Annotated in this window: 17 protein-coding genes; 4 read left to right on the forward strand and 13 right to left on the reverse strand. The window is 67.3% G+C overall.

What is annotated here, in order from left to right; genetic code table 11:
• Positions 1-11: 11 nt before the first annotated feature.
• The 9 genes from trbL to GGQ93_RS12535 form a co-directional block, all read right to left on the reverse strand.
• A complete protein-coding gene (gene trbL, locus GGQ93_RS12495; RefSeq protein ID WP_311734609.1) occupies positions 12-1,430 on the reverse strand; it encodes a P-type conjugative transfer protein TrbL in 1,419 nt (472 codons plus the stop codon).
• Positions 1,431-1,435: 5 nt separating this feature from the next.
• Positions 1,436-2,173: a TrbJ/VirB5 family protein gene (locus GGQ93_RS12500; protein WP_183217394.1), complete on the reverse strand. Its 738-nt coding sequence runs from the start codon at positions 2,171-2,173 to the stop codon at positions 1,436-1,438.
• Positions 2,124-4,547, reverse strand: a complete 2,424-nt coding sequence (gene trbE / locus GGQ93_RS12505) for a conjugal transfer protein TrbE (protein ID WP_183217396.1) — start codon at positions 4,545-4,547, stop codon at positions 2,124-2,126. The genes GGQ93_RS12500 and trbE overlap by 50 nt, the downstream gene beginning before the upstream one ends.
• 7 nt (positions 4,548-4,554) lie before the next feature.
• Positions 4,555-4,833 (reverse strand): VirB3 family type IV secretion system protein, encoded by a 279-nt coding sequence (locus tag GGQ93_RS12510; protein ID WP_183217398.1) that lies wholly within the window; start codon positions 4,831-4,833, stop codon positions 4,555-4,557.
• Positions 4,833-5,153: a TrbC/VirB2 family type IV secretion system protein gene (locus GGQ93_RS12515; protein ID WP_183217400.1), complete on the reverse strand. Its 321-nt coding sequence runs from the start codon at positions 5,151-5,153 to the stop codon at positions 4,833-4,835. The genes GGQ93_RS12510 and GGQ93_RS12515 overlap by 1 nt, the downstream gene beginning before the upstream one ends.
• 271 nt (positions 5,154-5,424) lie before the next feature.
• Positions 5,425-6,381 carry a P-type conjugative transfer ATPase TrbB gene (trbB, locus tag GGQ93_RS12520; RefSeq protein WP_183217402.1) on the reverse strand — a complete coding sequence of 319 codons (957 nt, stop codon included), beginning with the start codon at positions 6,379-6,381 and terminating at the stop codon, positions 5,425-5,427.
• Position 6,382: 1 nt separating this feature from the next.
• On the reverse strand, positions 6,383-6,793 hold the full coding sequence (locus GGQ93_RS12525) for a hypothetical protein (RefSeq protein WP_224764446.1): 411 nt from the start codon (positions 6,791-6,793) through the stop codon (positions 6,383-6,385).
• Positions 6,794-6,803: 10 nt separating this feature from the next.
• Complete coding sequence (locus tag GGQ93_RS12530; RefSeq protein WP_183217404.1) at positions 6,804-8,678, reverse strand: type IV secretory system conjugative DNA transfer family protein; 1,875 nt, start codon at positions 8,676-8,678, stop codon at positions 6,804-6,806.
• On the reverse strand, positions 8,675-9,307 hold the full coding sequence (locus GGQ93_RS12535; protein WP_183217406.1) for a GntR family transcriptional regulator: 633 nt from the start codon (positions 9,305-9,307) through the stop codon (positions 8,675-8,677). Before GGQ93_RS12535 ends, GGQ93_RS12530 begins: the two co-directional genes overlap by 4 nt.
• Before the next feature lie 231 nt (positions 9,308-9,538).
• Between GGQ93_RS12535 and GGQ93_RS12540 the strand changes: the two genes are divergently transcribed.
• From GGQ93_RS12540 to GGQ93_RS12550, 4 genes are all read left to right on the forward strand, one after another.
• Entirely contained in the window at positions 9,539-10,024 is a 486-nt protein-coding gene (locus tag GGQ93_RS12540) for a helix-turn-helix domain-containing protein (RefSeq protein WP_183217408.1), read from the forward strand.
• A 92-nt stretch (positions 10,025-10,116) separates the two neighbouring features.
• Positions 10,117-10,239, forward strand: coding sequence for a hypothetical protein (locus GGQ93_RS16315; RefSeq protein WP_260171214.1), 123 nt, complete (start codon positions 10,117-10,119; stop codon positions 10,237-10,239).
• A gap of 127 nt (positions 10,240-10,366) precedes the next feature.
• Entirely contained in the window at positions 10,367-10,975 is a 609-nt protein-coding gene (locus GGQ93_RS12545; RefSeq protein ID WP_183217410.1) for a lasso peptide biosynthesis B2 protein, read from the forward strand.
• Positions 10,976-10,977: 2 nt separating this feature from the next.
• On the forward strand, positions 10,978-12,735 hold the full coding sequence (locus GGQ93_RS12550) for an asparagine synthase-related protein (protein ID WP_183217412.1): 1,758 nt from the start codon (positions 10,978-10,980) through the stop codon (positions 12,733-12,735).
• Here GGQ93_RS12550 and GGQ93_RS12555 read toward each other — a convergent pair.
• The 4 genes from GGQ93_RS12555 to GGQ93_RS12570 all read right to left on the reverse strand — a co-directional run bounded on the left by GGQ93_RS12555 (position 12,671) and on the right by GGQ93_RS12570 (position 19,729).
• Positions 12,671-15,166, reverse strand: coding sequence for a S9 family peptidase (locus GGQ93_RS12555; protein WP_183217415.1), 2,496 nt, complete (start codon positions 15,164-15,166; stop codon positions 12,671-12,673). The two genes, GGQ93_RS12550 and GGQ93_RS12555, sit on opposite strands and share 65 nt — an antisense overlap.
• A gap of 9 nt (positions 15,167-15,175) precedes the next feature.
• Entirely contained in the window at positions 15,176-18,112 is a 2,937-nt protein-coding gene (locus GGQ93_RS12560) for a TonB-dependent receptor (RefSeq protein ID WP_183217417.1), read from the reverse strand.
• 83 nt (positions 18,113-18,195) lie between these two features.
• Positions 18,196-19,173 (reverse strand): FecR family protein, encoded by a 978-nt coding sequence (locus GGQ93_RS12565; protein WP_183217419.1) that lies wholly within the window; start codon positions 19,171-19,173, stop codon positions 18,196-18,198.
• A gap of 13 nt (positions 19,174-19,186) precedes the next feature.
• Positions 19,187-19,729 (reverse strand): RNA polymerase sigma factor, encoded by a 543-nt coding sequence (locus GGQ93_RS12570; RefSeq protein ID WP_224764447.1) that lies wholly within the window; start codon positions 19,727-19,729, stop codon positions 19,187-19,189.
• Between the last annotated feature and the right edge of the window lie 73 nt (positions 19,730-19,802).

Genomic DNA, 19,802 nt, shown 5'->3' on the forward strand with positions numbered 1-19,802 from the left:
ACGGATGCATGTCAGGTCTCCTCGGTCTTCAGGTTCGGCGACAGGACGCCGCTGGTCTCGCTGGACGGCAGCAGTCCGCGTCCGGCGTTGGCGATGAAGAAGGCCTGCAGCGCCGCCGCGCGCGCCGGCGGCCGACCGGCGCGGGCGCCCTGCCCGGCCATGGCGCGCTGGAACCCGGCGCGGGCCGCCTCGGTCTCCCGCGCGATCGTCGCGGCGGGCCGTCCGCCGCGGGGATCCCAGGCCCCTTTCGCCGACGTCGCGCCCGACAGAGCCGATGGACCGTCCCCCGCGCCGCTCACAACCTCGGGATCCCACGCCCGGGCGGGCTCGGCGACCCCGGCGGGCGGGGCGCCTTGCGGGATCGATCGTGAGGAGGCTCCACCGGCTCGTGGCGAAGGATTGTCGTTGGACGGCGTCGGCGGGTGTGGTCCTCGGCCGGGTCCCGGCGTCGGCGGCGCAGGCGAAGCGGGAGGCCGGCCGCTTCCAGCGCCCGCCGCGGCCCTGGCCGGCCCCCCCAGGCGGGACGCGCCGCCCGCAGCCATCGCCCCGACGCCGGCGACGGCCGCCCCGGCCAGGGCCCCCGCGCCGCCGACGGCGAGACCGCCCGTCACCGCCGCGCCGGCGCCCAGCGCCGGCCCGCCCGTCACCAGGGCGGAGGCCAGGTTAGGGATGAAGATCGCCAGCATGGCCAGCAGCAGCGCGACCACCAGAATGGTCAGGGCTTGGTAGATGTCGGGGTTGGCCGAGGGCTGAAGCTGATCGAAGATCGTCCGCGCCCCGGACACCACGATGGCCAGGGCGAGGACCTTGAGACCGGACGAGACGACGTAGCCGAGCGGCCGTTCGGCCAGGAAGGCGGTCTTGTTCCAGATGCCGAACGGAAGCAGGACGAACCCGCCCAGGGTGACGATCTTGAACTCCAGCAGGGAGACGATGATCTGCAGCGCCAGCACGGCGAAGGCCAGCATGATGCCGATCATCGCCACGCCCAGGATCAGGGCGTCGGTCAGGTTGCCGACCACGTCGAGCGGGTTGTCGACCGGCGCCGGGGTCTCGCCCAGGGCTTTGACGATCTCCCAACCCTGCTGCAGCACGGCGCCGGGGTTCAGGAACTCCGCGCTGGACAAGGAGCCGCCGCCCGCCGTCAGGCCAAGTTCGAGGAAACCGGCGTAAATCGTTTCAGACAGTTGCTGCCAGTCGTTGATCAGCCACGCGAAGGCGCCGATCAGCAGGATCTTGCCGAAACCCGCCGCCAGAACCTCCCGATTGGAGGATAGCGCCCACTGGATGCCGGTCACCGCCACCACCAGGACGATCAGCAGGCCAAAGACGCCGTTGACCGCGCCCTGGAGGGCGTCGAATCCTGCGGAGACGGTGTTGGAGAACACCACCATCAGCTCATTGGGCGTCTCCATGCTGACCGTGCCCACGACAGTCAGTCCCTGGCGCGCGAGAACGGATCGAAGGCCGGCGCCGTAGGCGTCGATCCGGTCGCGCCCCAGCGGCGGCGGCGCGCCTCGTCGCCGGAGGCCCGGTCCGCGGCGTCGCGCGCCGTCGCCTCGGCCATGAGGCGGGACTGCGCCAGCATGATGGTGCGCAAGGCGGCCAGATCCTCGGCCAGGACCGCCAGCAACTGGTTGGTGGACTGCACGGCGGCGGTCTGGCCCTGGGCGGCCTGACTCGCGCCCAGGGCGCCGGCGATGCGGCCGGTCCGCCCCGCCCCGAGCCGCTCGAGTTCGGCGGCGGTGCGGGCAAGATCCTCGGCTGTCCGACGGGCGTTGGCCGTGCGGGCCTCGCTCTGCTCCAGCAGGCGCAGGGCGTCCGTCCCGGTCAGGTCGTCCGGATAGAGGCTCTCGAACTGCCGCTCCAGGCCGCTGACCGAGGACGCCACCCCGCGCACGGTGCGCGCCAGCTCGGCCATGTCGCGCAAAGACTGATGGCTTCCCGTGAGATGGCTGTAGGGCGACGCCGCCAGGCTGCGCGCCTCGTTGGCGAGGCTTTCCAGCTGCCGGGCGGCCTGAAGGGCGTTCTCCAGATGATTGCGAGGATCGAACACGACCTGCTGCGCCGCGGCGGGTGCGGCCGTCGCCAGGGCGACGGCCGCGAGTGCGGGCAGGACCGCCCTACTCCGCCGCGAGCGGTCGGGCGAAGGCGTCGAAAACGGAATCCACATTCTGCACTCCCTTGGCTTTGAGGAATTCACGCGCGAAGGCGGTCTCGCCGGATCGAGCGAGGACGTCGTCGATGAGGGTCTGGTCTTCGGGCGAACCCGCCCCGCACAGCGCCAGGGCCACGCCGGTGAGGCGCAGATCGAACAGCCGCCGCCCGCGCGGCTGGCGCCAGTAGTAGGCGCGCTTGGGCGTCGCGAAGGCGATCAGCTCGAGCTGGCGCCGGTTCAGGCCGAAGCCCCGGTAGAGGTCCGCCGAGGACGGCTCCATGGCGCGTGGATTGGGCAGGAAGACCTGCGTCGGACAGCTTTCGATGAGGCTGGAGGCGATCGAGGACGACGCGACGTCATCGAGGCTCTGGGTGGCGAACACCACGGCGACCCGCTTCTTCCGCAGCGTCTTGAGCCATTCCCGGATCTTGGCCGCGAAGGCCGTCTCGCCCAGGAACAGCCAGGCCTCGTCCAGGACGAGAAGCGTCGGCCGTCCGTCGAAACCCTGCTCCAGCTCATGAAACAGCGCCGAGAGCACAGGCGCCACGCCGGACGGCGTGGCCATGAGGGTCTCGAGTTCGAAGGTGTCGAAACGGCTCGACCGCAGCGCCGCCCCGTGGCCGTCCAGAAGGGCGCCGTGGGGGCCGTTCAGGGTCAGCGGGCCCAGGGCGGCCGCCACCGCCCTGTCCTGCACAAGGGCGCAGAACACCGTCAGCGTCCGCTGCCCGACCGGCGCCTCCGCCAGGGCGGTCAGCGCCATCCAGATTTCTTCCCGGATCCGGGGCGTGGGATCCAGGCCGGCGAGGCGCACCGTTTCGGCGATCCATTCCGACGCCCAGGCGCGCTCGTCGTCACGCTCGATCCGGGCCAGGGGTTGCAGGGACAGTCCCGACCCCGGCTCTAGCGACCGCCACCGTCCGCCCGCCGCGAGCGTCGCCGCCCGGGCGGAGCGGCCCTTGTCGAAGAAGACCACCCGGGCCTCGGGATACCGGAACCACTGGAGCGCCAGGAAGGACAGAAGCGCGCTCTTGCCGGAGCCCGTCGGCCCCACGACCATGGCATGACCCACGTCCCCGACATGGAGAGCCAGCCGGAACGGTGTCGAGCCGGTCGTCCGGGCGGTCGCCAGGGGAGGTCCTTCGAGGCAGGCGTCCCACGGCGGACCCGCCCAGACGGCGGACACCGGCAACAGGTCGGCCAGGTTCAGCGTCGACAGCAGGGGCCGCCGCACATCGGCGTAAGGTTCGCCGGGCATGGAGCCGAGCCAGGCCTCGACCGCATTGAGGTCTTCGATCCGGGCGACCAGACCCTGGGCGTTGAGGGCCGCCTCGATGGCCCGGGCCTTGGCCATGGCCCCCTCCTCCGACCCGTCGAGGACCGAAACCGTCAGGGTCAGATAGCCGAAGGCGCAGGCCTCGGCGCCCAGCGCCGCCAGGGCGCCGTCGCATTCCTCGGTCTTGGAGGCGGCGTCCGTGTCGAGAAGGGGCACCTCCTCCTTGGTGATGGCCTCGCGCAGCAGGACGCCGACGCCCTTGCGCTTGGCGAACCAGCGCTTGCGCAGCTTGACGATCTCCCGCTCGGCGTCGGGCTTGTCGAGCCCCAGCCAGCGCGCCGTCCAGCGATAGTCGAACGGCAGGGCGCCAAGCGCATCCAGGAGCCCGGGCCGGGTCACCGACGGCAGGCCTCGCACCGAGACCACCTTGAGCCAGAGGTCGCCCAGACGCGGCGCGACGCCGCCGGTCAGGCCGGCATCCGCCAGCCAGCCGTCCAGGAACATCGGGGATTCCGGCGGCCGCACCGGAAAGGGTCTCGGGGACACGCAGCCGTGCAGCCAGGTCAGGAGGTCCGCGTCGTCCAGCCGCGCGATCTCGGGCAGGCCGTCGGCGAGCAGGTCCAGGGTCGTGTCCACCTCCCGCCCGAAGGCGGCGAGGGCCTGGCGCCAGTCCTGACCGGCCTTCTGCAGGCCATCGAACAGCCAGCGCTCCAGGCGCCGGGCTTCGTCGGCCGGCGGCAGCCAGGTCAGCGCAAGCCGGAAGTCGGTTTCGAAAGCCGGGTCGGCGCTCTCGAACCGGCTGCGGCGCTCCGCGTCGAGGAGCCAGGCGACATCGATGTCGAAGTCGCTCTCGGGATAGGGCGCGGCCACCCGGCGGCGCGCCTCGACGTGCAGGCACCAGCCCGACCCGAGCCGCCGCAGGGCGTTGTTCAGCCGGGCTCGGACGGCCATCAGTTCGTCTTCGGTGGAGGACTCCAGGTCCGGCCCCCTGAAGCGGAATCCGGTCAGGAACGACCCGTCCTTGTTGAGGACCACGCCCGGGGCGACCAGCGCGGCCCAGGGCAGATGATCCGCCAGGGCGGCCGGACGTCGGCGATGTTCGTCGAGGAACCGCATGGCGCCCTCAGCCGTCCAGGTGTCCCGGCGTCGCCAGATGGCGGCGCAGGACGTCGAAGAAGCGGCGATCGGACCGGGCGGCCCACAGCCCGATCGCATGGGCCGCCGCCCACCACGCCAGGCCGAGCCACCAGATCCTCAGCGCCAGGCCGAGAACGAGGGCGATGGTCCCCATGGCGATCGCGTAGTCGCGCGGCATGCCGGCCATCAGCACGGGCTCGGTCAGGGCCTGGGCCACGGGCAGATCCCAGCCTTCGGGCGCGCCTGTGGGACGAGCTTCGGCCATCATCCGAGCTCCGCCCCGCCGGCGAAGCCGAAGAAGTCGAGGAAGAAGGTCGAGGCCGCGAAGGCGATCGACAGGCCGAACATGATGCCCAGGCCCCGCCGCATCGACGATCCGTTTTCGCTCATCGCGATCCCGGCGCCGAAGATCACCACCGCCACCACGGCGGCGGCCTGGACCACGGGCCCGGTGATCGACTGCACCACCTGCTGCAACGGCCCTTCCCAGGGCATTCCCGAACCGCCGGCCAGGGCCGGTCCGGCCAGCATCAGGCCGCAGGTCGTCATCGCGCCGAACAGGCGGCGCCCAAGTCTCCGTCGCATGGTTTGCTTCCCTTGTGTTCAGCGCGTTTCAGCGCGCCGCGACTCATTGCAAGCAAATCCATGCACAGGCTGTCAACAGTAAAAATACGCTTAGAATCTATGACTTACGGATGACTTACACACGACTTACAACAACTTGCAGACCGACTTGAACAACGTCAGCCAAACCTTACCGCCACACATCAGTTCAACTCACCTCTGGATCACCCAAACCCCTGATCCATAGACGGAAACAGCCGCCGCCGGCTTTCGGCCTATTTTTCGCGTCGGATCAGCCGATGATCTCGATGTCATAATCGTCGCCCGAGACGCCATTGACGGCGAGGACAGCGTCGAGACGGCGCCCCTCCCGGATCCGGCTGATATGGGCGATCAGATCGACCGCCTGACCGATCGTCCGCCTCGGCGGCGTGGCGACGACCTCCATCGCGAGGTCCTCGATGCGGCGCAGCGCATCCTCGGCGGAGTTGGCGTGCAAGGTGGACAGGCCGCCGGGATGACCCGTGTTCCAGCTCTTCAGGGTTTCCAATGCGGCCGCGCCGTCCCGCATCTCGCCCACGACGATCCGGTCGGGTCGCATGCGCAGAGCGTCCCGGACCAGGTCGACCACGCCGATGGCCACCGGAGCGCGGCGCGTGAGCACCGCCACCGTATCCCAGGCGGAGCACTGGAGCTCCGGCGTGTCCTCGATCAGGAAGACCCGATCCTCGGCGAAGGCAGGTTCGGCGAGGACGGCGTTGGCCAGGGTCGTCTTGCCCGAGCCCGTCCCCCCGGAAATCAGGATGTTGCGACGGTCGGCGGCCGCCGCCGCGAGGGCGTCGGCCTGGCGGGCCGTCATCACCCCGTCGCGGACGTAATCCGCGAGCCGCCAGATGACGCCCGGCCGTTTGCGGATCGAGAAGGCCGGCGCGGAGGCCACGGGCGGAAGAAGGCCTTGGAACCGCTCCCCGGTGGACGGGAGGACGCCGGATAGCCGCGGATCATCGCGCGTCACCGTCTCCCCGACATAGTCGGCGATCAGTCGAACGGCGCGTTCCCTCGCCTCCGCCGACAGGGTCGCGCCGGTGTCCGAACGCCCCTCCCCCGCCCGGTCGAGGATCACCCGGCCGTCGGGATTGGCGAGGATCTCCACGACCCGCGGGTCGACAAGCGCCGCCAGCACGGTGTCTCCCAGAGCGTGCCGCAGGGCCTCGAGCTTGCGTTCGGCGATCAGGGGATGGGGGGCCATGTCAGGTCGGCGGGTCGCGGCGATCCGAGGCGCGTTCGGGCCGCCCCGAGACGATCCGTGCGGCCGTATCGTCGAGCATACGCTCGATCCGGCGATCCACCGCGGCCTGGACGGTCGGATCCTGGTCGATGACCGCGTCGGGGAGCCGGACGAACAGCGCCCGAGCCACCTCGACCACCAGCTCCTGAATGATCTGCATGTCCTGACGGGTCGAACGCATATGGCCGCGCAGGGCCTGCTCCAGGGTCAGGAGGCGGTCCTCCGGATCCGCGCGCGGGCTGGACTGCAGGCCGCGGGCGATGGCGTGGCCGGCCGCCTGGCTGACCGAGACCCTCCCGGATCGCGCTTCGCGGCTCAGGCCGGCGATCACCTTGGGGTCGCTGAGATAGACCTGCACGCGGCAGCTCTGCACGGGCGTTCGCCTAGCCATCGGCATCTCCTTTCAGATGATCGAGCGCGGCGTCCTGCGCGGCCATCTCCTGGGCGACCCGGCCATAGATGTCGGCCGCACGGGCGGCGACCTTCTTGTCATCCATGGCGGCGACGATCTCCTTGAACAGCGGCAGGCTGGCCTCGGCGTCCACGCCCAGGCTGCGCCGACCGGCCCAAGGGTGCGGCGCTGGCGTCGGCGCATCGACGCCCGCCGCCTGGTCCGGGACCGTCGCATCGGCCCTGTCCCTGAACGGCTTGCGCCGGTCGTACTGCAGCTTGCGCGTACGCAGCGGCCTGCGGCCGGCGACGAAGATCAGCTGGAGCTCGTCGGGAAGCGCCCGCACCTCGCCGGGTTCAAGCAAGGGTCGATCGATCTCGGAGCGCGACACGCTGCTCCGGCCCGAGGCGAGGCCGGCGGGGGTGCTGCGGCTTTCCCGGGTTTCGCCGATCGTTCCGGTGAGCCGGGAGACCTTGTCCTGCGTCAGGGGATCGAGCGCCGAGAAGGCCGTGTAGACCGCGCAGTTGTCCAGGATGGTGTTGTTGGTGCCGTAGGTCTCGACGATGTCGTTCAACGACTGGGCCACGAACATCACCTTGACCCCGTAGCCGCTCAGCAGCCGCAGGGATTTCTCGAAGAAACTCACTCGGCCCAGCAGCGGGAATTCGTCCATCAGCATCAGAAGACGATGGCGCTTGAGCCGCCCGGCGGCGTCCTGGGTTTCATGCACGGTCAGGGCTTGGGCGGCCGCGTAGAACAGGAGACGCACGAGGGGGCGGAGCGCCGCCGCATCCGCCGGCGCCACCTGGACATAGAGGGAGACGGGCGCCTCGGCGCACATCAAATCGCCGAGCGCGAAATCGGACGCGGACAGGGCGCGTTCGAGGTCGTCTCCCGCGAGCCATTTGAGATAGGAGCGCGCCGTCCCCTGGACCGAGGTGCGGAAGCGGTCGTGCATCGCCGCATACCCCTTCACCGCCGTCCGGATGAACGGATGCGTTTCCGGCTGCCCGTCCGCGCCAGACCGGTGCAGCGCCTTGACCATCACATCCGCCGTGTCGTCGAGATCCGCCAGCAGCTCCCGGACCGTCAGCAGGGTCTTGGCGTCGTCGTCGGCCGTGTAAAGAACGTGGAGGATCACCGCCTCCAGGATTTCGGAGGCGGCCTTGTCCCAGATCGCCTCGTCGTCCCGAACGCCGCCGGGATCCGACAGGATCGAGACCAGTCGCTGCACCTGGGCCAGTTCGCCGGCGCCGGGCCGGATCTCGGCGAGCGGGTTCCAGCGCGCCGAGAGGGCGTCGCGCGGGTCGAAATAGAAGGCATGCGAGAAACGCGAGCGCCAACCCGCCGTCACCCGCCACAGTTCCTTCTTTGGATCGTGGACGAGGACGCTTTCGCTCCACAGCAGAAGCGTCGGGGTCACATGCCCCCGCCCCTTCCCCGATCGCGTGCCGCCCGTGACGAGCGTCGGACGCATATCGAGCGTCGCCAGAAGCCGGCCCTTCATCACACCGAGCGCGCATCCGGCGTCGGCCCGCAGCCCGGCCCTCCGCGCGTCGGTCAAACCGCCCCATCCGCGAATGCGCCGATGCGCGCCTTTCCCGCGAGTCAGCGACCCGATGCCCAGGCCGGCCATCGCGCCCAGCAGGATCAGAAATGCGCTGGAGGAGAAGGCCTCGGGCTGCGCCTCGCCGAACGCTCGGCGCCAGACGAGGATGCGCCACGGCGGATAGGCCTTGGTCTCGCCCGGAAGCGGCACGCCCCAGCCGAGGATCGCGTCGAAGCCATAGGTCCAGGCGAACACCTGGGTGGCGAGCTGGAGGCCGGCGAGCAGGCCCAGCGCCAGCAGGAGGAGCCGGAGGATCATGGCGGATCAGACGTCCCGCTCGCCGGCCGAAGCCGCGCCGCGCCGAGTGAGAGGATCGCGGCCGCGTCGCCGCGACGGTCGTGGTAGTCGCGCAGCGCGGCGCGGAGCTCCCCGTTTCGGTCGGCCGCAGCCAGCGCCAGAATCCGATCGGCTTCCCCGTCGGCGTCGCCGAAAGCATGACGCTCCGCCTCTTCGAACTGCCGGAGTTGGCCTGTCACCCGGTCATAGGCCCTGCGCAGCACGGCGTTGCCGGTCCGCTGGACCAATTCGTCGAACAGGGCGTGAAGCTCCGAGACGGGCTCGCCGTCTCGCTGCGGCGTCCGGCCGTAGGTCGGCAGACCAGCTGTCAGATCGAGGCCCGCGAGCAGGCAGACCAAACGAAATCCATAGCGGTCGCGCACGGCACCGGAGTCCAGACGCACGGCGAGAAAGCCACCCGCCGGCCCGCGTTCGATCAGCCCCTCGCCGCACAGCCAGGACAGGGCTTCCCGCACGGGCGTGGTCGACACGCCCAGTCGCCGGGCCTCCTCGACGATGACGATCGGCCGGCCCGCGGGGTAGCCGCCCGTCTGAGCTCGATCCCGGATGCGGTCCAGGGCCAGGAAGAAGGGATCGCGACTCTTCGCCATGACGGACTCCAGCACTCGAAACTCCCAACTCAGCAGCCGCCCCGAGGCTCGCCAACAGGTTGCAGGGATTTTCGATCCGAACCCGCCGCATATCGGCGGCCCGTCCGCCGCAAAGCGGCGGGATTCCGGCGGCAGCGGCGCGCGCCTGGAAATTCATGTGCGCCTTCATAGCTGATCAAGGATTACCTTGGCTTTTGAGCAGACCCGGGAACAATGCGGAAAGGTTGTGCGATGCCTGACAAACCTGACCCGCCGAGACGCGACAACGACCTGCTGTCCCTGGCGCTGAAGCTCATCCGTCGGCATCGCGGCCTGACCGCCCTCGAGATGGCGCAGAAGATGCAAATGCCGCTGCGGACCTACGAGCGGTTCGAGGCGGGAGGCAGCCGGTTGAACATCGACTATGTCCATCGCTTCGCCGCCGCGACCGACAGCGACCCCTACGCCATCATCATGGCCGTTGCGATCGGCTCGCCGGAACTGGCCCTTCGGTGCGCCGACAACAAGCTGGTGACCACTCTCACCGTCGGCGCCCAGCGCTTCGACCAGATCCTCGGCGACCGCATCCAGGCTCTCGAAGCCCGTGCGATCATCGACGCCGTTTGCACCATGTTCGATCAGCTGTTGATCGACAGCGCCGATCAGCAACGAGCCGCGCAATGGCTGGAGAGGGGCGTCTCGGACCTGTCATCGATCCGTCCGAAGCCAGGCCGATAGAGAAATATACGTCAGATATAGTTTTGAGCTTGAGCAATCGGGGCGCTCACTCCTTGCGCCGCAATCGTGGCGACAACCAAGGAGAGACGACTATGAAGACGCCCAAACTGCGCCTTGTCAGTTTCGGCAGCGCCATGGCGCTGACCCGGGATGGCTTGGGCACCATGTTCGAAGAAGCCGGCGTGAAGATCGGCCGGTATCCCAGCGAGGGCTGAAAGGCCCGCGGACGGCCGTCATTTGCGGCCGTCCGCACTTCCTTCGACGTGCATCCGGCAAGGGCGCTCGAACGAGACTCACGAGCATGGAATGACTGAATCACTATTCTGTTCGCCGGGGGTATACATGGCTGTCGTCGATGACGATGTCATCGTCCTCGATGTGAAGGGCGACGCCTATCATTGCCTGGTCGCCGGAGCGCAGACGCTCCGCATTACTCCCCAGGGGGGTCTATCTATTAGTGACCCTCTATTGGCTGCGGACCTACAGGATGCCGGGCTGATCAGGGGAGCTCCATTCGACATGGAGCGCCCCGCACCGATCCTACCGCAGCGGGAGTTGCTACCGTCCCGAAGCCCTCCACGCAGTGAAATCCTCCGTATCGGCCTTTCCTGGATCGTCGCAGCCATCATCTTTCGCAGAAAGCGCCTGCACACGCTTGTCGACTTTCACCGGGGCGCGACACGAGTCACCGCCAAGCGAAGCGAGAAGGCTCTCGCCGAGATCGTCGGCGCCGCCCGGATGGTCCGACCATGGATTCCTGGCGAAGGCGAATGTCTGCAGCGGTCTTTCCAATTGCGCTGCGTCCTAGCCAGCCAAGGGATCGCAACAGACTGGGTGTTCGGCGTTCGCACGTGGCCCTTCGGCGCCCACTGCTGGCTCCAGATCGGCGACCTCGTCGTTGGAGACAGGCTGGCCCGTGTAAGACGCTATGTGCCGATCATGAGGGCATGAGATTGGGCGACTATCTCTTGGTATGCCGAACGCCGGGGGACGACGCCGCCCGTTCGCTTTCAACCGCCCTGGAACAGCGCGCCGCTCTTGAGGGACATCTTATTGCACCGCTCAATGCGCATGCATGGCTCGCGGTTCGCGGCCCGGTGGCGCCAAAAACGGTCTCGATCGGAGGATGGACGCTGATCGGCGACGTGTTCGACCGCCAGTCCCCGATCCTTCCAACGCCTTCCGCCGAGGATCCGTGGGCGTATGAACGCAAGCTCGTCTCGCGGATATGGGGTCGATACGTTGGTGTGCTGTTCGAGCGAGGGGACCGCCCGTCAGCCTTTCTTCGAGATCCCTCGGGCGCCTTGGAATGCGTGACCTGGACGCAGGATGGTCTGACACTCGCCTGTTCGGCCGCGGAGGACTGGCTCATCCGAGACCTTCGGCCGGCATGGCGCATCAATGTCGATCGGGTCGCACAGGCTTTGCACAGTTTGGTCGCCGGAACTGGTGACCTTCTTATTGATGGCCCCACCGCCCTTGAGCCGGGGACAATTCAGGCCCTTCCGCTCACGCGGCCGGCCGCAACAATCTGGGAGCCGGCCGATTTCGCCGATCGCAGTCTTGATCCGGCGCCTCCCATCGACGAGGCGATGCTCCGAATACGCCGGGCGATTGACGAGGCTGTGTCCGGTCTGGCGAGCCTTCCCGGACCGCTCGGCGCCGAGGTGTCCGGGGGACTGGACTCCAGCCTGGTCGCCGCCAGTCTCAGACATAACCGCCCCGATGCCGTCAGCGTCTGGCTCAACGCCTACGGCTCGACCCCGGAGTCTGACGAACGGGACTATGTAACGATCTTGGGTCGCGCCCTGGGGTTCAAACCCCTGTGCGCAAGGCACGCCACCGGGCCGATCACCTCTGACTGGCTGACCTCGCTCGCCGGCGGATTTCGACCGGGTTTGAACGCGCTCGATCATCCGCAGGACCGATCATGGACCGGTCTGCTGGAAAAGGCGGGGGCGACTGCCCTCATGACCGGCAAGGGCGGCGACAGCGTTCTCTTCCAAGCGGCGACGACGGACGTCTTCACCGACGTCTGGCTCGGCGCTGGTTGGCGAGCGTTAGCGTACGCCGATCTTGCGGAACTCGCGGCAGCGAACGAGATCTCCGTTTGGTCGATGATCCGCGCCGCGCGTCGGCATCGCCGGCACGATCCCCAGCCCCTGCTCCGCAACCACCCCATGCTTGCCCTTCCAGGCGCAGAGCCGGGACCTCATCCCTGGCTCTCTGACCTGCAACGGTTCGGGCCGGCCAAGAGATTCCAAATCGCGGGGGTCGCGGACAGCGTTTCGCACCACGGCCCTTCCGCGCTGACCCGAGCGATCGACGTCAGACACCCTCTGTGCGCCCAACCCGTCGTCGAAGCCTGTCTCGCGCTGCCGACCTCTCTGTTGACCATCGGCGGTCGAGACCGGGGTCTGGCGCGGCGCGCCCATCGCGACCGTTTGCCCGCGGATATCGTCGAGCGAAGAACCAAGGGTGAAATGACCCGGGTCTATGGACGCATGATCGCGGAGAACCTCGATGTTCTGAGGCCGTGGCTGGCGGACGGCCGGCTCGCAGCCTGGGGCGTGATCAACCGCAAGGCGGCCTTGACCGAGCTCACCCCTGAAGCGCTCATCTGGCAGGGCCAGCACGCCGCCATCCTCACGGCGGCGGCGTTCGAGGGCTGGGTTCGGACCTGGGAAGCGCGCCTGTCTCCACTGTACTGACTTCGCTTGAATCATCCAGCGTGTACGCCAGCCAGTCGAAGATCTGCTTGTAGCGGTCCCTGATGTTGGCCGGGCTCCAGGTCAGATGCTTTTCGCCCCAGTACGTCACCAGCCTCGCTTCGCCGCCATTGCGGAGAATCGCGCTGAACATTCGTTCGGCCTGGGTCATCGGCGTGAAGTCGAGGTCGGCGGTCAGAAACAGAATCGGACGGGTGATGCGGTCCGCGCGCAGGAACGGGCTAGTGGCGGCGTAGTCGTCCGGCGCAAGCCATGGCGGGGCGCCGAGAGCGCCCTGCCCCGTCTCGGTCCAGCCCTGGTTGAACCGGAAGAACATGCCGTTCTCCGGCTGGATCCGCCCAATCGCATCGAACTCTCCCCAGACCCCGAGCATGTCGCTGTAGGCGGATGAGGCGATGTACGATCGATAGCGGCTCGAGCGGACGGCGATTTCCAGCGCCGCGTATCCCCCGAAACTATGCCCCCAAAGGACCATTCGGTCGGCGGGCAACTCAGGCATGGCGGCGAGCACGGCATCGATGGCGAGATCGACACTCCGCGCATAGGCGTCGCCCCGTTCGCGAACGGGCAAATCCCCGGGCACGGATGGACTGACAACCGCATAGCCGGCGGCCACGAATACTTCGGGCCGAAAGCTGTAGGTCATGGTCAGGGGATCCAGTCTCGCGAGGTTATCCGCCCAACCGGGATAGGGTCCGACGATCACGCCGCGCACGTCGCCTGGCCTCTTCGGCAGGAATACCCAACTCGTCGTCTCTCGACCATCGAGATCCGGATGTTTAACCGCCTCGGCCTCGGTCATGACGACATCGGCCAGCGCGGCGTTCACCCCATCTATGGCTTGCGTGCGGCCCGACGACTGGTTGACCAGGGTGTCGGCGAGCCCTGTGGGTCGAAGCGATAACGCAGCGCGGTCCGACAGCGCGAGCGTCCTGTCATCTAGTGCGCCCCCCTGCCCCAACCTGGACGATCGCTCGCCATTCATCATCAGAAGTTGACCCTCGGCGTCGATGGCGAGGGACCACTTTCGACGGGGGGCTTCGTTGCTCTTCAACCGCCGGCCCATGGTGAGGTCGAACAGGACCGTCTCGCGGATCCGCTGGTCCGTATCCGAAAGTGGTTGAACGCCCGCATCGGACATAGCCCAGTATCGTCCGTCGGCGAAAACGTAGAGCCGGTCCGTCGTCGCGGCCGCTATTCGAGCCGGGGCCGCGACGAGGGAAGTCGTCAGAGCGATGGGAGCTCGTCCAAGTGACAGGAGATACCAATCCCGTCGCTCGCTACCCGACGCTCGAGCGTGAAGAACTGGAGCCCGACCAAGCCAATCCGCCTGTACGCCAGCAACGACGACGCTCGCCGAACTGCCAACCTCCAAGCCGTCGCACGAGAACGTCTCCACGCCCTCGGCGGCCCCCACGCTCATCAAGCTCCCCCGATCCCAACGACGGCCGTCGCGCCGCCCCCAGAAAAGAACCCGTTTGGAATCCGGAGACCAGCGTAGGAGATGAGGTGCGATGTCCAGATGGGTGAGCTCAGGCGTGATCGCACGAGACTCCAGGTCGACGAACGCCAATCTACGTCGGCGATCATCCTCCATGTGGAGCAGCTCGGGATCCCCGATGGCCATGAGTTCCCTCCGTCGGACCAAGGCGACGGTGCCGCCGTCCGGCGACAATGCGAAGTCCGCGATGAGTCCCTCCGCCAAGACCTCGGCCTCGCCAGTTCCCGCGTTCAGCTGAACAAGAGCCTGCGTAGGCTCGGGCGCCTCAGTCGTCATCACACCGTCCTGGGCCTCGATCACAGTGCGGGAGGGCTCCTGTCCCAGGGCCGTGCGGTTCCACGCCTCGACCCTGCGTCGCATGCTCGTTCGATCATAGCCCAGCACCAGGGGCAGGCTGCCGTCGGGACGAACGGCAGCGATGATTGTTTCATCCGACGCCCACTGGGCCGTGGCGCCGCCCAGCGGCAGGTCCGGAGTCAACCCGGTCCAACGTACGGCTCGATCCGACAGGGTGACGACGCCGTATTCGAACGCATCTCCCCGCAACCTCGTGATCAACATCCGTTTTCCCGAAGGAGACCAGCCGACAAGCTGCAGCCCCAGGCCCTCGCCCGGAAGCAGGCGCACGGGAGCGGAGTTCGGATCGCCCAGATCCACGAGCCAAACCTCCATGATGGACCACGTCGACCGACCGTTGGACTCGACGCGGGGCATCGTGTCGTAGCCCGCTCGCTTCTCGTAGACCGCCCATCGCCCGTCCGGCGAGATCGACGCGCGACCGAAGGCTTCCAGGCCGAGAAGATCGTCCACGGTCAGCGACCTGGAGACGCCTGCGGTCTGTGCGTGTGTGGCGCCGGCCAGGCAAAGCGCTGCCAGCACCGCGCCCGCGAGGCGGTGAAAGACGTTCCACATCGTCGGATCTCACCAGCGCCGGATCAACTGGAGCGAAAGCACTCGGCCCATCAGATTGGCTTGGCCCGGATCAAACCCCAGCCCCGTCGTCGCGTCGTAGAAGGGCGGGTCTTCGTTCAGCAGATTCTGGACCGCCAATTGCACCTGCAGGCCGCTGGCTGCCTGCCAATCCGGCGTCCAACTCACGATGGCGTCGATCGTATTCCAGGACGCGATTCGGCTTCCCCGCCGGTCCCGGGTGTCCGTCACATAGTTCCAATGCGCCCCGATCTGGAACTCGTCCCTCGACCAGGTCGCCCCTGTTCTCGCTCGAAAATCGACCGGGTATCCGACCAGACCCGCAACCTGCTCGCTCGGGGCCGTCGGGGTCGTCCGGCTCTCGTAATCGAGGATCCAGGAAGCCGCGCTATCGACGGACAACGTACCGCCGCCGACGGACCAGTCGTGTCTCGCTTGCACATCCAGCCCGCGAACGCGCACGGCCCCTGTGTTCACCCAGCGCGTATCCACCACGGCGCCATAGGCCGTCACCGGGAAGAGCCCGGAGAAGCCCGGCGAGCTGGCGTAACTCTCGATCAGCGCCCGATCGGCCGCGTTGTTCGCGGGATCGATGAAGGTCACGAAGGGGCGGAGGGTCGCGTCTATCAGGGCGCCGTCGAAGTTCGCGTTCACTGGCTGAGCGATCCGATCGCTGAACCGGGTGTCGAAATAGTTCAGGCTGAGGGTCGGTCCCTTCACAGGCCGATAGTCGAAGCCGATCGTAAAGGTCTCAGCGGTCTCCGGCTTGAGATCGGTATTCCCCCCATACAGCATCAGAATCAGCGCCTCCGAACCATCGGCCCGGTCGAGGAAGGCGGGCGAGACACCGAACTGATCGAACAATTGGGAGAGCGCCGCCGCGCGGAAGGAGGTGCCCCACGAACTGCGGACCGTAAGCCGGTCAACGGGCGACCAAGCCAATCCAACTTTCGGATTGGTGGTCGAACCGAAATCGTCATATTCCTCCGCCCGAGCAGCGACGGAAACCTCAAGGCGTCGGACGCCATCGATCGCATTGTCCGGCCCGATGATCGGAATGCGGGCCTCCGCGAACACCGCCGATATGACGCGCTCCTGTTTGGGGCTCGCCATCAGCCGCGGAACCGCCGCCGTCAGAAACGTTTCACCCTGGGTTTCGAAGCTCTCCTCACGCACCTGAGCGCCCAGTGCGATCGACAGGTCGCCTCCCGGCAGCCGCCTGACCGGGCCTTGAACAAGCACGTTGGCCGAACGCGCACCGCTTTGATTGTGAACGTCGCCGTACCCGCTGCCGACGAAGTCGAGGACGGCTCTCGGGTTTGTGGTTCCGTTGCCGAAAAGATTGAAATAGCCATCCACGGCAGCCCGAAACGGCGTGGTCGGATCATCCGGGATGTTGCCGAGGGCCTCCGCGAAGAAGCGGGTGTTCACGCGGTTCCTCAGTCCGAAATCGGCCAGTTCCCGAGCGTCGGCGAAATAGGTCTCCACTGACCAATCGTCGGTCAGATCGTAGCGGGCGCCCAGGGTGACCCCGAGACTTTCGGAAGTCGCGAAGCTTCGAGCCGGCCCCAGGTCACGGAAGAAGGAGTAGGCGATCGTATGCGAGGGCGCTCCGGACGGCGAGACGAACCACGGATTGGCTTGGGTTACGTTGAAGATGCCGGCCGCGGCGGCGGTCGCCGATTCTGTCCTCCGGCGGCTGTATCGGACGTCGGCGCTCAGCTCGAGGCGGTCTCCGATCGACTGCCGAACGCGTCCGTAGACGCTGTGGCGCTCCAGCGCGGGCAGAAGATCGATTCCGAGAAGCGAAGATTGAAGGTTGGCCTCGCCCTGCGCGAAGTCAGCCGGGCCCTGCGCAACGCCGCTTGCGTTCGGCCGGATCGCGAACTGAACCGCATACGCCGAGGCGCTCGGGTCGAAGGCCAGAATGTTGCCAGGAGCGCTGTAGAAGCTTCGGTGATCACTTCCGCCGAAGGGCCGGAGATCCCCGTCCGCTGTGTAACGACGATCAGATGCGTTGAGCGCTTTTGTGTTCTGATATTCATAGGAGACGTAGGCCGCGCCTGATGTCCAAGTCCGACCCAGCAAATGGGAAACCTGAACGTCCTCCGCCCCGCCTTCGGCGGCTGCGATGCGAGCTCGACTTTCCTGTCCATCGAATGCGCGCCGCATGATCACGTTGACGACGCCTGCGACGGCATCCGACCCATACAATGCAGAAGCCCCGTCCAGGAGGACATCGACGCGTTCTACCGCGGCGGATGGCAAGGCGGATACATCCGCGAACTCCGCCCGGGAGCCCGTCCCCGCAAGACGTCGTCCATTGACGAGGACAAGCGTGGAAGCCGCACCCAAACCGCGGAGATTTACGCCCGTGGAAAAGACGTCGTTCGACGTGCCGGCGTCGGCCAGCGTCGCCTGCGTGACCGGCGTCGATGTCCCCGCATAATTTTGCGGCAGCGCCACAAGGATGTCCGCGACCGTCCCCTGCCCTCGACTGTCCAGTTCGTCGCGATCAAGCTGGATGACCGGCGACGCCAAGCTTCCTGCGGAACGCAACAATGTCCCAGTGACGACGACGTCATCGATCTCTGTGGCTTGTCCTTCGTCGGAGGCCACGCCGGTTCTCTGCACCGCGAACACGCCCTGACGGCTTTGCGTCCAGGTGAGCCCCGAGTTCCGTAGCAGACGATCCAAGGCTATTCCCGGCTCCATCCGCCCCGTCACACCCGGCGACCGCAGCCCGTCGACCAGATCCGAGGTGAAGAAAATCTGCTGGTCGGACTGGGTGGCGAAGGCCGTCAGGGCGCTCCGCATCGATCCGGCTGGAATGTTGAAGTCACGCGCCGTCTGGGCGCAGGCCGTCGTGCTCACGGCGACGACTGAGGCGACAGCGGCGACGCCGCACAACAGACTGAAACGACTCATAGGCTGGATTTCCCTTCGGCGCCCCCGCGGCGTCAAAGGAGAAGACCAATGAGACCCCGGGTGACCCCGGAGCCGTGTCCGGATTATTTTCTGCGCCTCGCCAGACTGATCGATCCGTCCGCCTTCGGAACGACAGCCAATCCCATGACGTCGGAGGACGCCGCAACGAAGGCGTCCCGGTCGCCGGTGCGGAACACGCCGTTGACCGCGATGCCCCGGATCGCCGGATCGTCGATCTCGATCTTGTCGACCAGATAGCGGTTCACCTCGGCCACGGCCTGTTCAAGGGGAATGTCGTCGAAGATCAGTCTGCCGTCGGTCCAGCTGGTCGCGGTCGCCACGTCCACCGGCGCGGTCGTGATGCCCCGCGCCGAGACCCTCGTCTGTTCCCCGGCCGCCATGCGCCGCGGGCGGGACGGCGCGTCTGGGTCCGCCACCTCGACCACGCCCGATATCAGGGTGACCCTGACGGCGGATCCGGTGCGGCGGACGTCGAAGACGGTGCCGACCGCCTTCACTTCGGTCTCGCCGGCTCGAACGAGGAAAGGCCGACCGGCGTCCGAAGCGACGTCGAACAGCGCCTGGCCCTGCTCAAGCTCGATCCGCCGTTCGTCCCCGGAAAAGCGCACCCGGATGCGAGAGTCGGTGTCGAGGTTTACGCTCGATCCATCCGCCAGAGTGACCACGCGGCGCTCGCCGATGGTCGTTGAGTACACTCCCCGGCCGTCCCACCAGAAGGCGCCGCCGATCACCAGCGCGAACGCGGTCGTGATCGCCAAGCCGCCCAGGACAAACGGGCGGCGGTCGCGCTTGGGCGCCCTCCCCTTCCCCCGGCCTCGCGCCTCGGCGAGCGCGCCGGCGACATCGGGATCTCCGGCGAGGCCCTGACTCTCACGCCAGACGCGCTCGACCCGCCTGTAGGCGTCTGCGTTTCCCGGCCTGGACCGCCACTCGAAGAATTCCTCGATCGTCTTCGTCGCCACCGAGGTCGTGCCGAGACGGGCGTGCCAATCGGCCGCCTCCTTCTCCGCCTTCTCAACCCGCATCGTCGGGTTGGTCATATCGCGCCTCATTCTAGCGCCGAAGCTGGGCGGCGCAGTGGGCCAAGGCCCGAGTCATGCGCCACTCCACCGTCTTGGGGGATATCCCCAATCTCTCGCCGATCTGGGCGTTGGTCAGACCGTCGAGCCTCGACAACAGGAAGACATCACGGAGCGGCTCTGGCAAGCAGAGGATAAGCTCCTTCATGAGCAGATCTTCGTTTTGGCTGGGTAGGACGGCGGGCTGCGCCGTCAAACAGGTCGCCTGCTCTCCTTGCTGCGTCCTCCGACTCCGTGTCGCGGACTGGTTTGAGACGAGGTTGTGAGCTATGCGCAACAAGAGCGCGCGAGGATGCCGAACTTCGTGTTCGCCGAGATAGCGGGTTAGTCGAAGCCAGGTTTCCTGAAGGATGTCATCTGCATCCTGACGGCCACACTGCCTAGTCACGCGCATTCTGAGCCAAGCGGAATACCGCTTGTAGAACTCGTTCACGTCTCCACGGTCGTCACGCAGATCATTGACCTGATCGGACACAACGGCACCGCCTTCCCTCTTGACGTGACCCCCGTTTCTCATCCAGCCATAACGAGAGTCCTTTGGTGATCTGAACTGGGGTTGGTGGGGTTGGCAAGAGGCCGGTCAGCGTAGC

The organism is Brevundimonas aurantiaca (genome assembly GCF_014199955.1).
Classification (GTDB): domain Bacteria; phylum Pseudomonadota; class Alphaproteobacteria; order Caulobacterales; family Caulobacteraceae; genus Brevundimonas; species Brevundimonas aurantiaca.

Coding starts and splice junctions, on each gene's coding strand:
- trbB (WP_183217402.1), bottom strand. CDS start 6,381: ATGGCCCCCCATCCCCTGATCGCCGAACGCAAGCTCGAGGCCCTGCGG.
- GGQ93_RS12500 (WP_183217394.1), bottom strand. CDS start 2,173: ATGTGGATTCCGTTTTCGACGCCTTCGCCCGACCGCTCGCGGCGGAGT.
- GGQ93_RS12515 (WP_183217400.1), bottom strand. CDS start 5,153: ATGCGACGGAGACTTGGGCGCCGCCTGTTCGGCGCGATGACGACCTGC.
- GGQ93_RS12560 (WP_183217417.1), bottom strand. CDS start 18,112: ATGAGTCGTTTCAGTCTGTTGTGCGGCGTCGCCGCTGTCGCCTCAGTC.
- GGQ93_RS12530 (WP_183217404.1), bottom strand. CDS start 8,678: ATGATCCTCCGGCTCCTCCTGCTGGCGCTGGGCCTGCTCGCCGGCCTC.
- GGQ93_RS12535 (WP_183217406.1), bottom strand. CDS start 9,307: ATGGCGAAGAGTCGCGATCCCTTCTTCCTGGCCCTGGACCGCATCCGG.
- GGQ93_RS12555 (WP_183217415.1), bottom strand. CDS start 15,166: ATGTGGAACGTCTTTCACCGCCTCGCGGGCGCGGTGCTGGCAGCGCTT.
- GGQ93_RS12570 (WP_224764447.1), bottom strand. CDS start 19,729: ATGAGAAACGGGGGTCACGTCAAGAGGGAAGGCGGTGCCGTTGTGTCC.
- trbE (WP_183217396.1), bottom strand. CDS start 4,547: ATGCGGTTCCTCGACGAACATCGCCGACGTCCGGCCGCCCTGGCGGAT.
- GGQ93_RS12545 (WP_183217410.1), top strand. CDS start 10,367: ATGGCTGTCGTCGATGACGATGTCATCGTCCTCGATGTGAAGGGCGAC.
- GGQ93_RS12510 (WP_183217398.1), bottom strand. CDS start 4,833: ATGGCCGAAGCTCGTCCCACAGGCGCGCCCGAAGGCTGGGATCTGCCC.
- GGQ93_RS16315 (WP_260171214.1), top strand. CDS start 10,117: ATGAAGACGCCCAAACTGCGCCTTGTCAGTTTCGGCAGCGCCATGGCG.
- GGQ93_RS12540 (WP_183217408.1), top strand. CDS start 9,539: ATGCCTGACAAACCTGACCCGCCGAGACGCGACAACGACCTGCTGTCC.
- GGQ93_RS12565 (WP_183217419.1), bottom strand. CDS start 19,173: ATGACCAACCCGACGATGCGGGTTGAGAAGGCGGAGAAGGAGGCGGCC.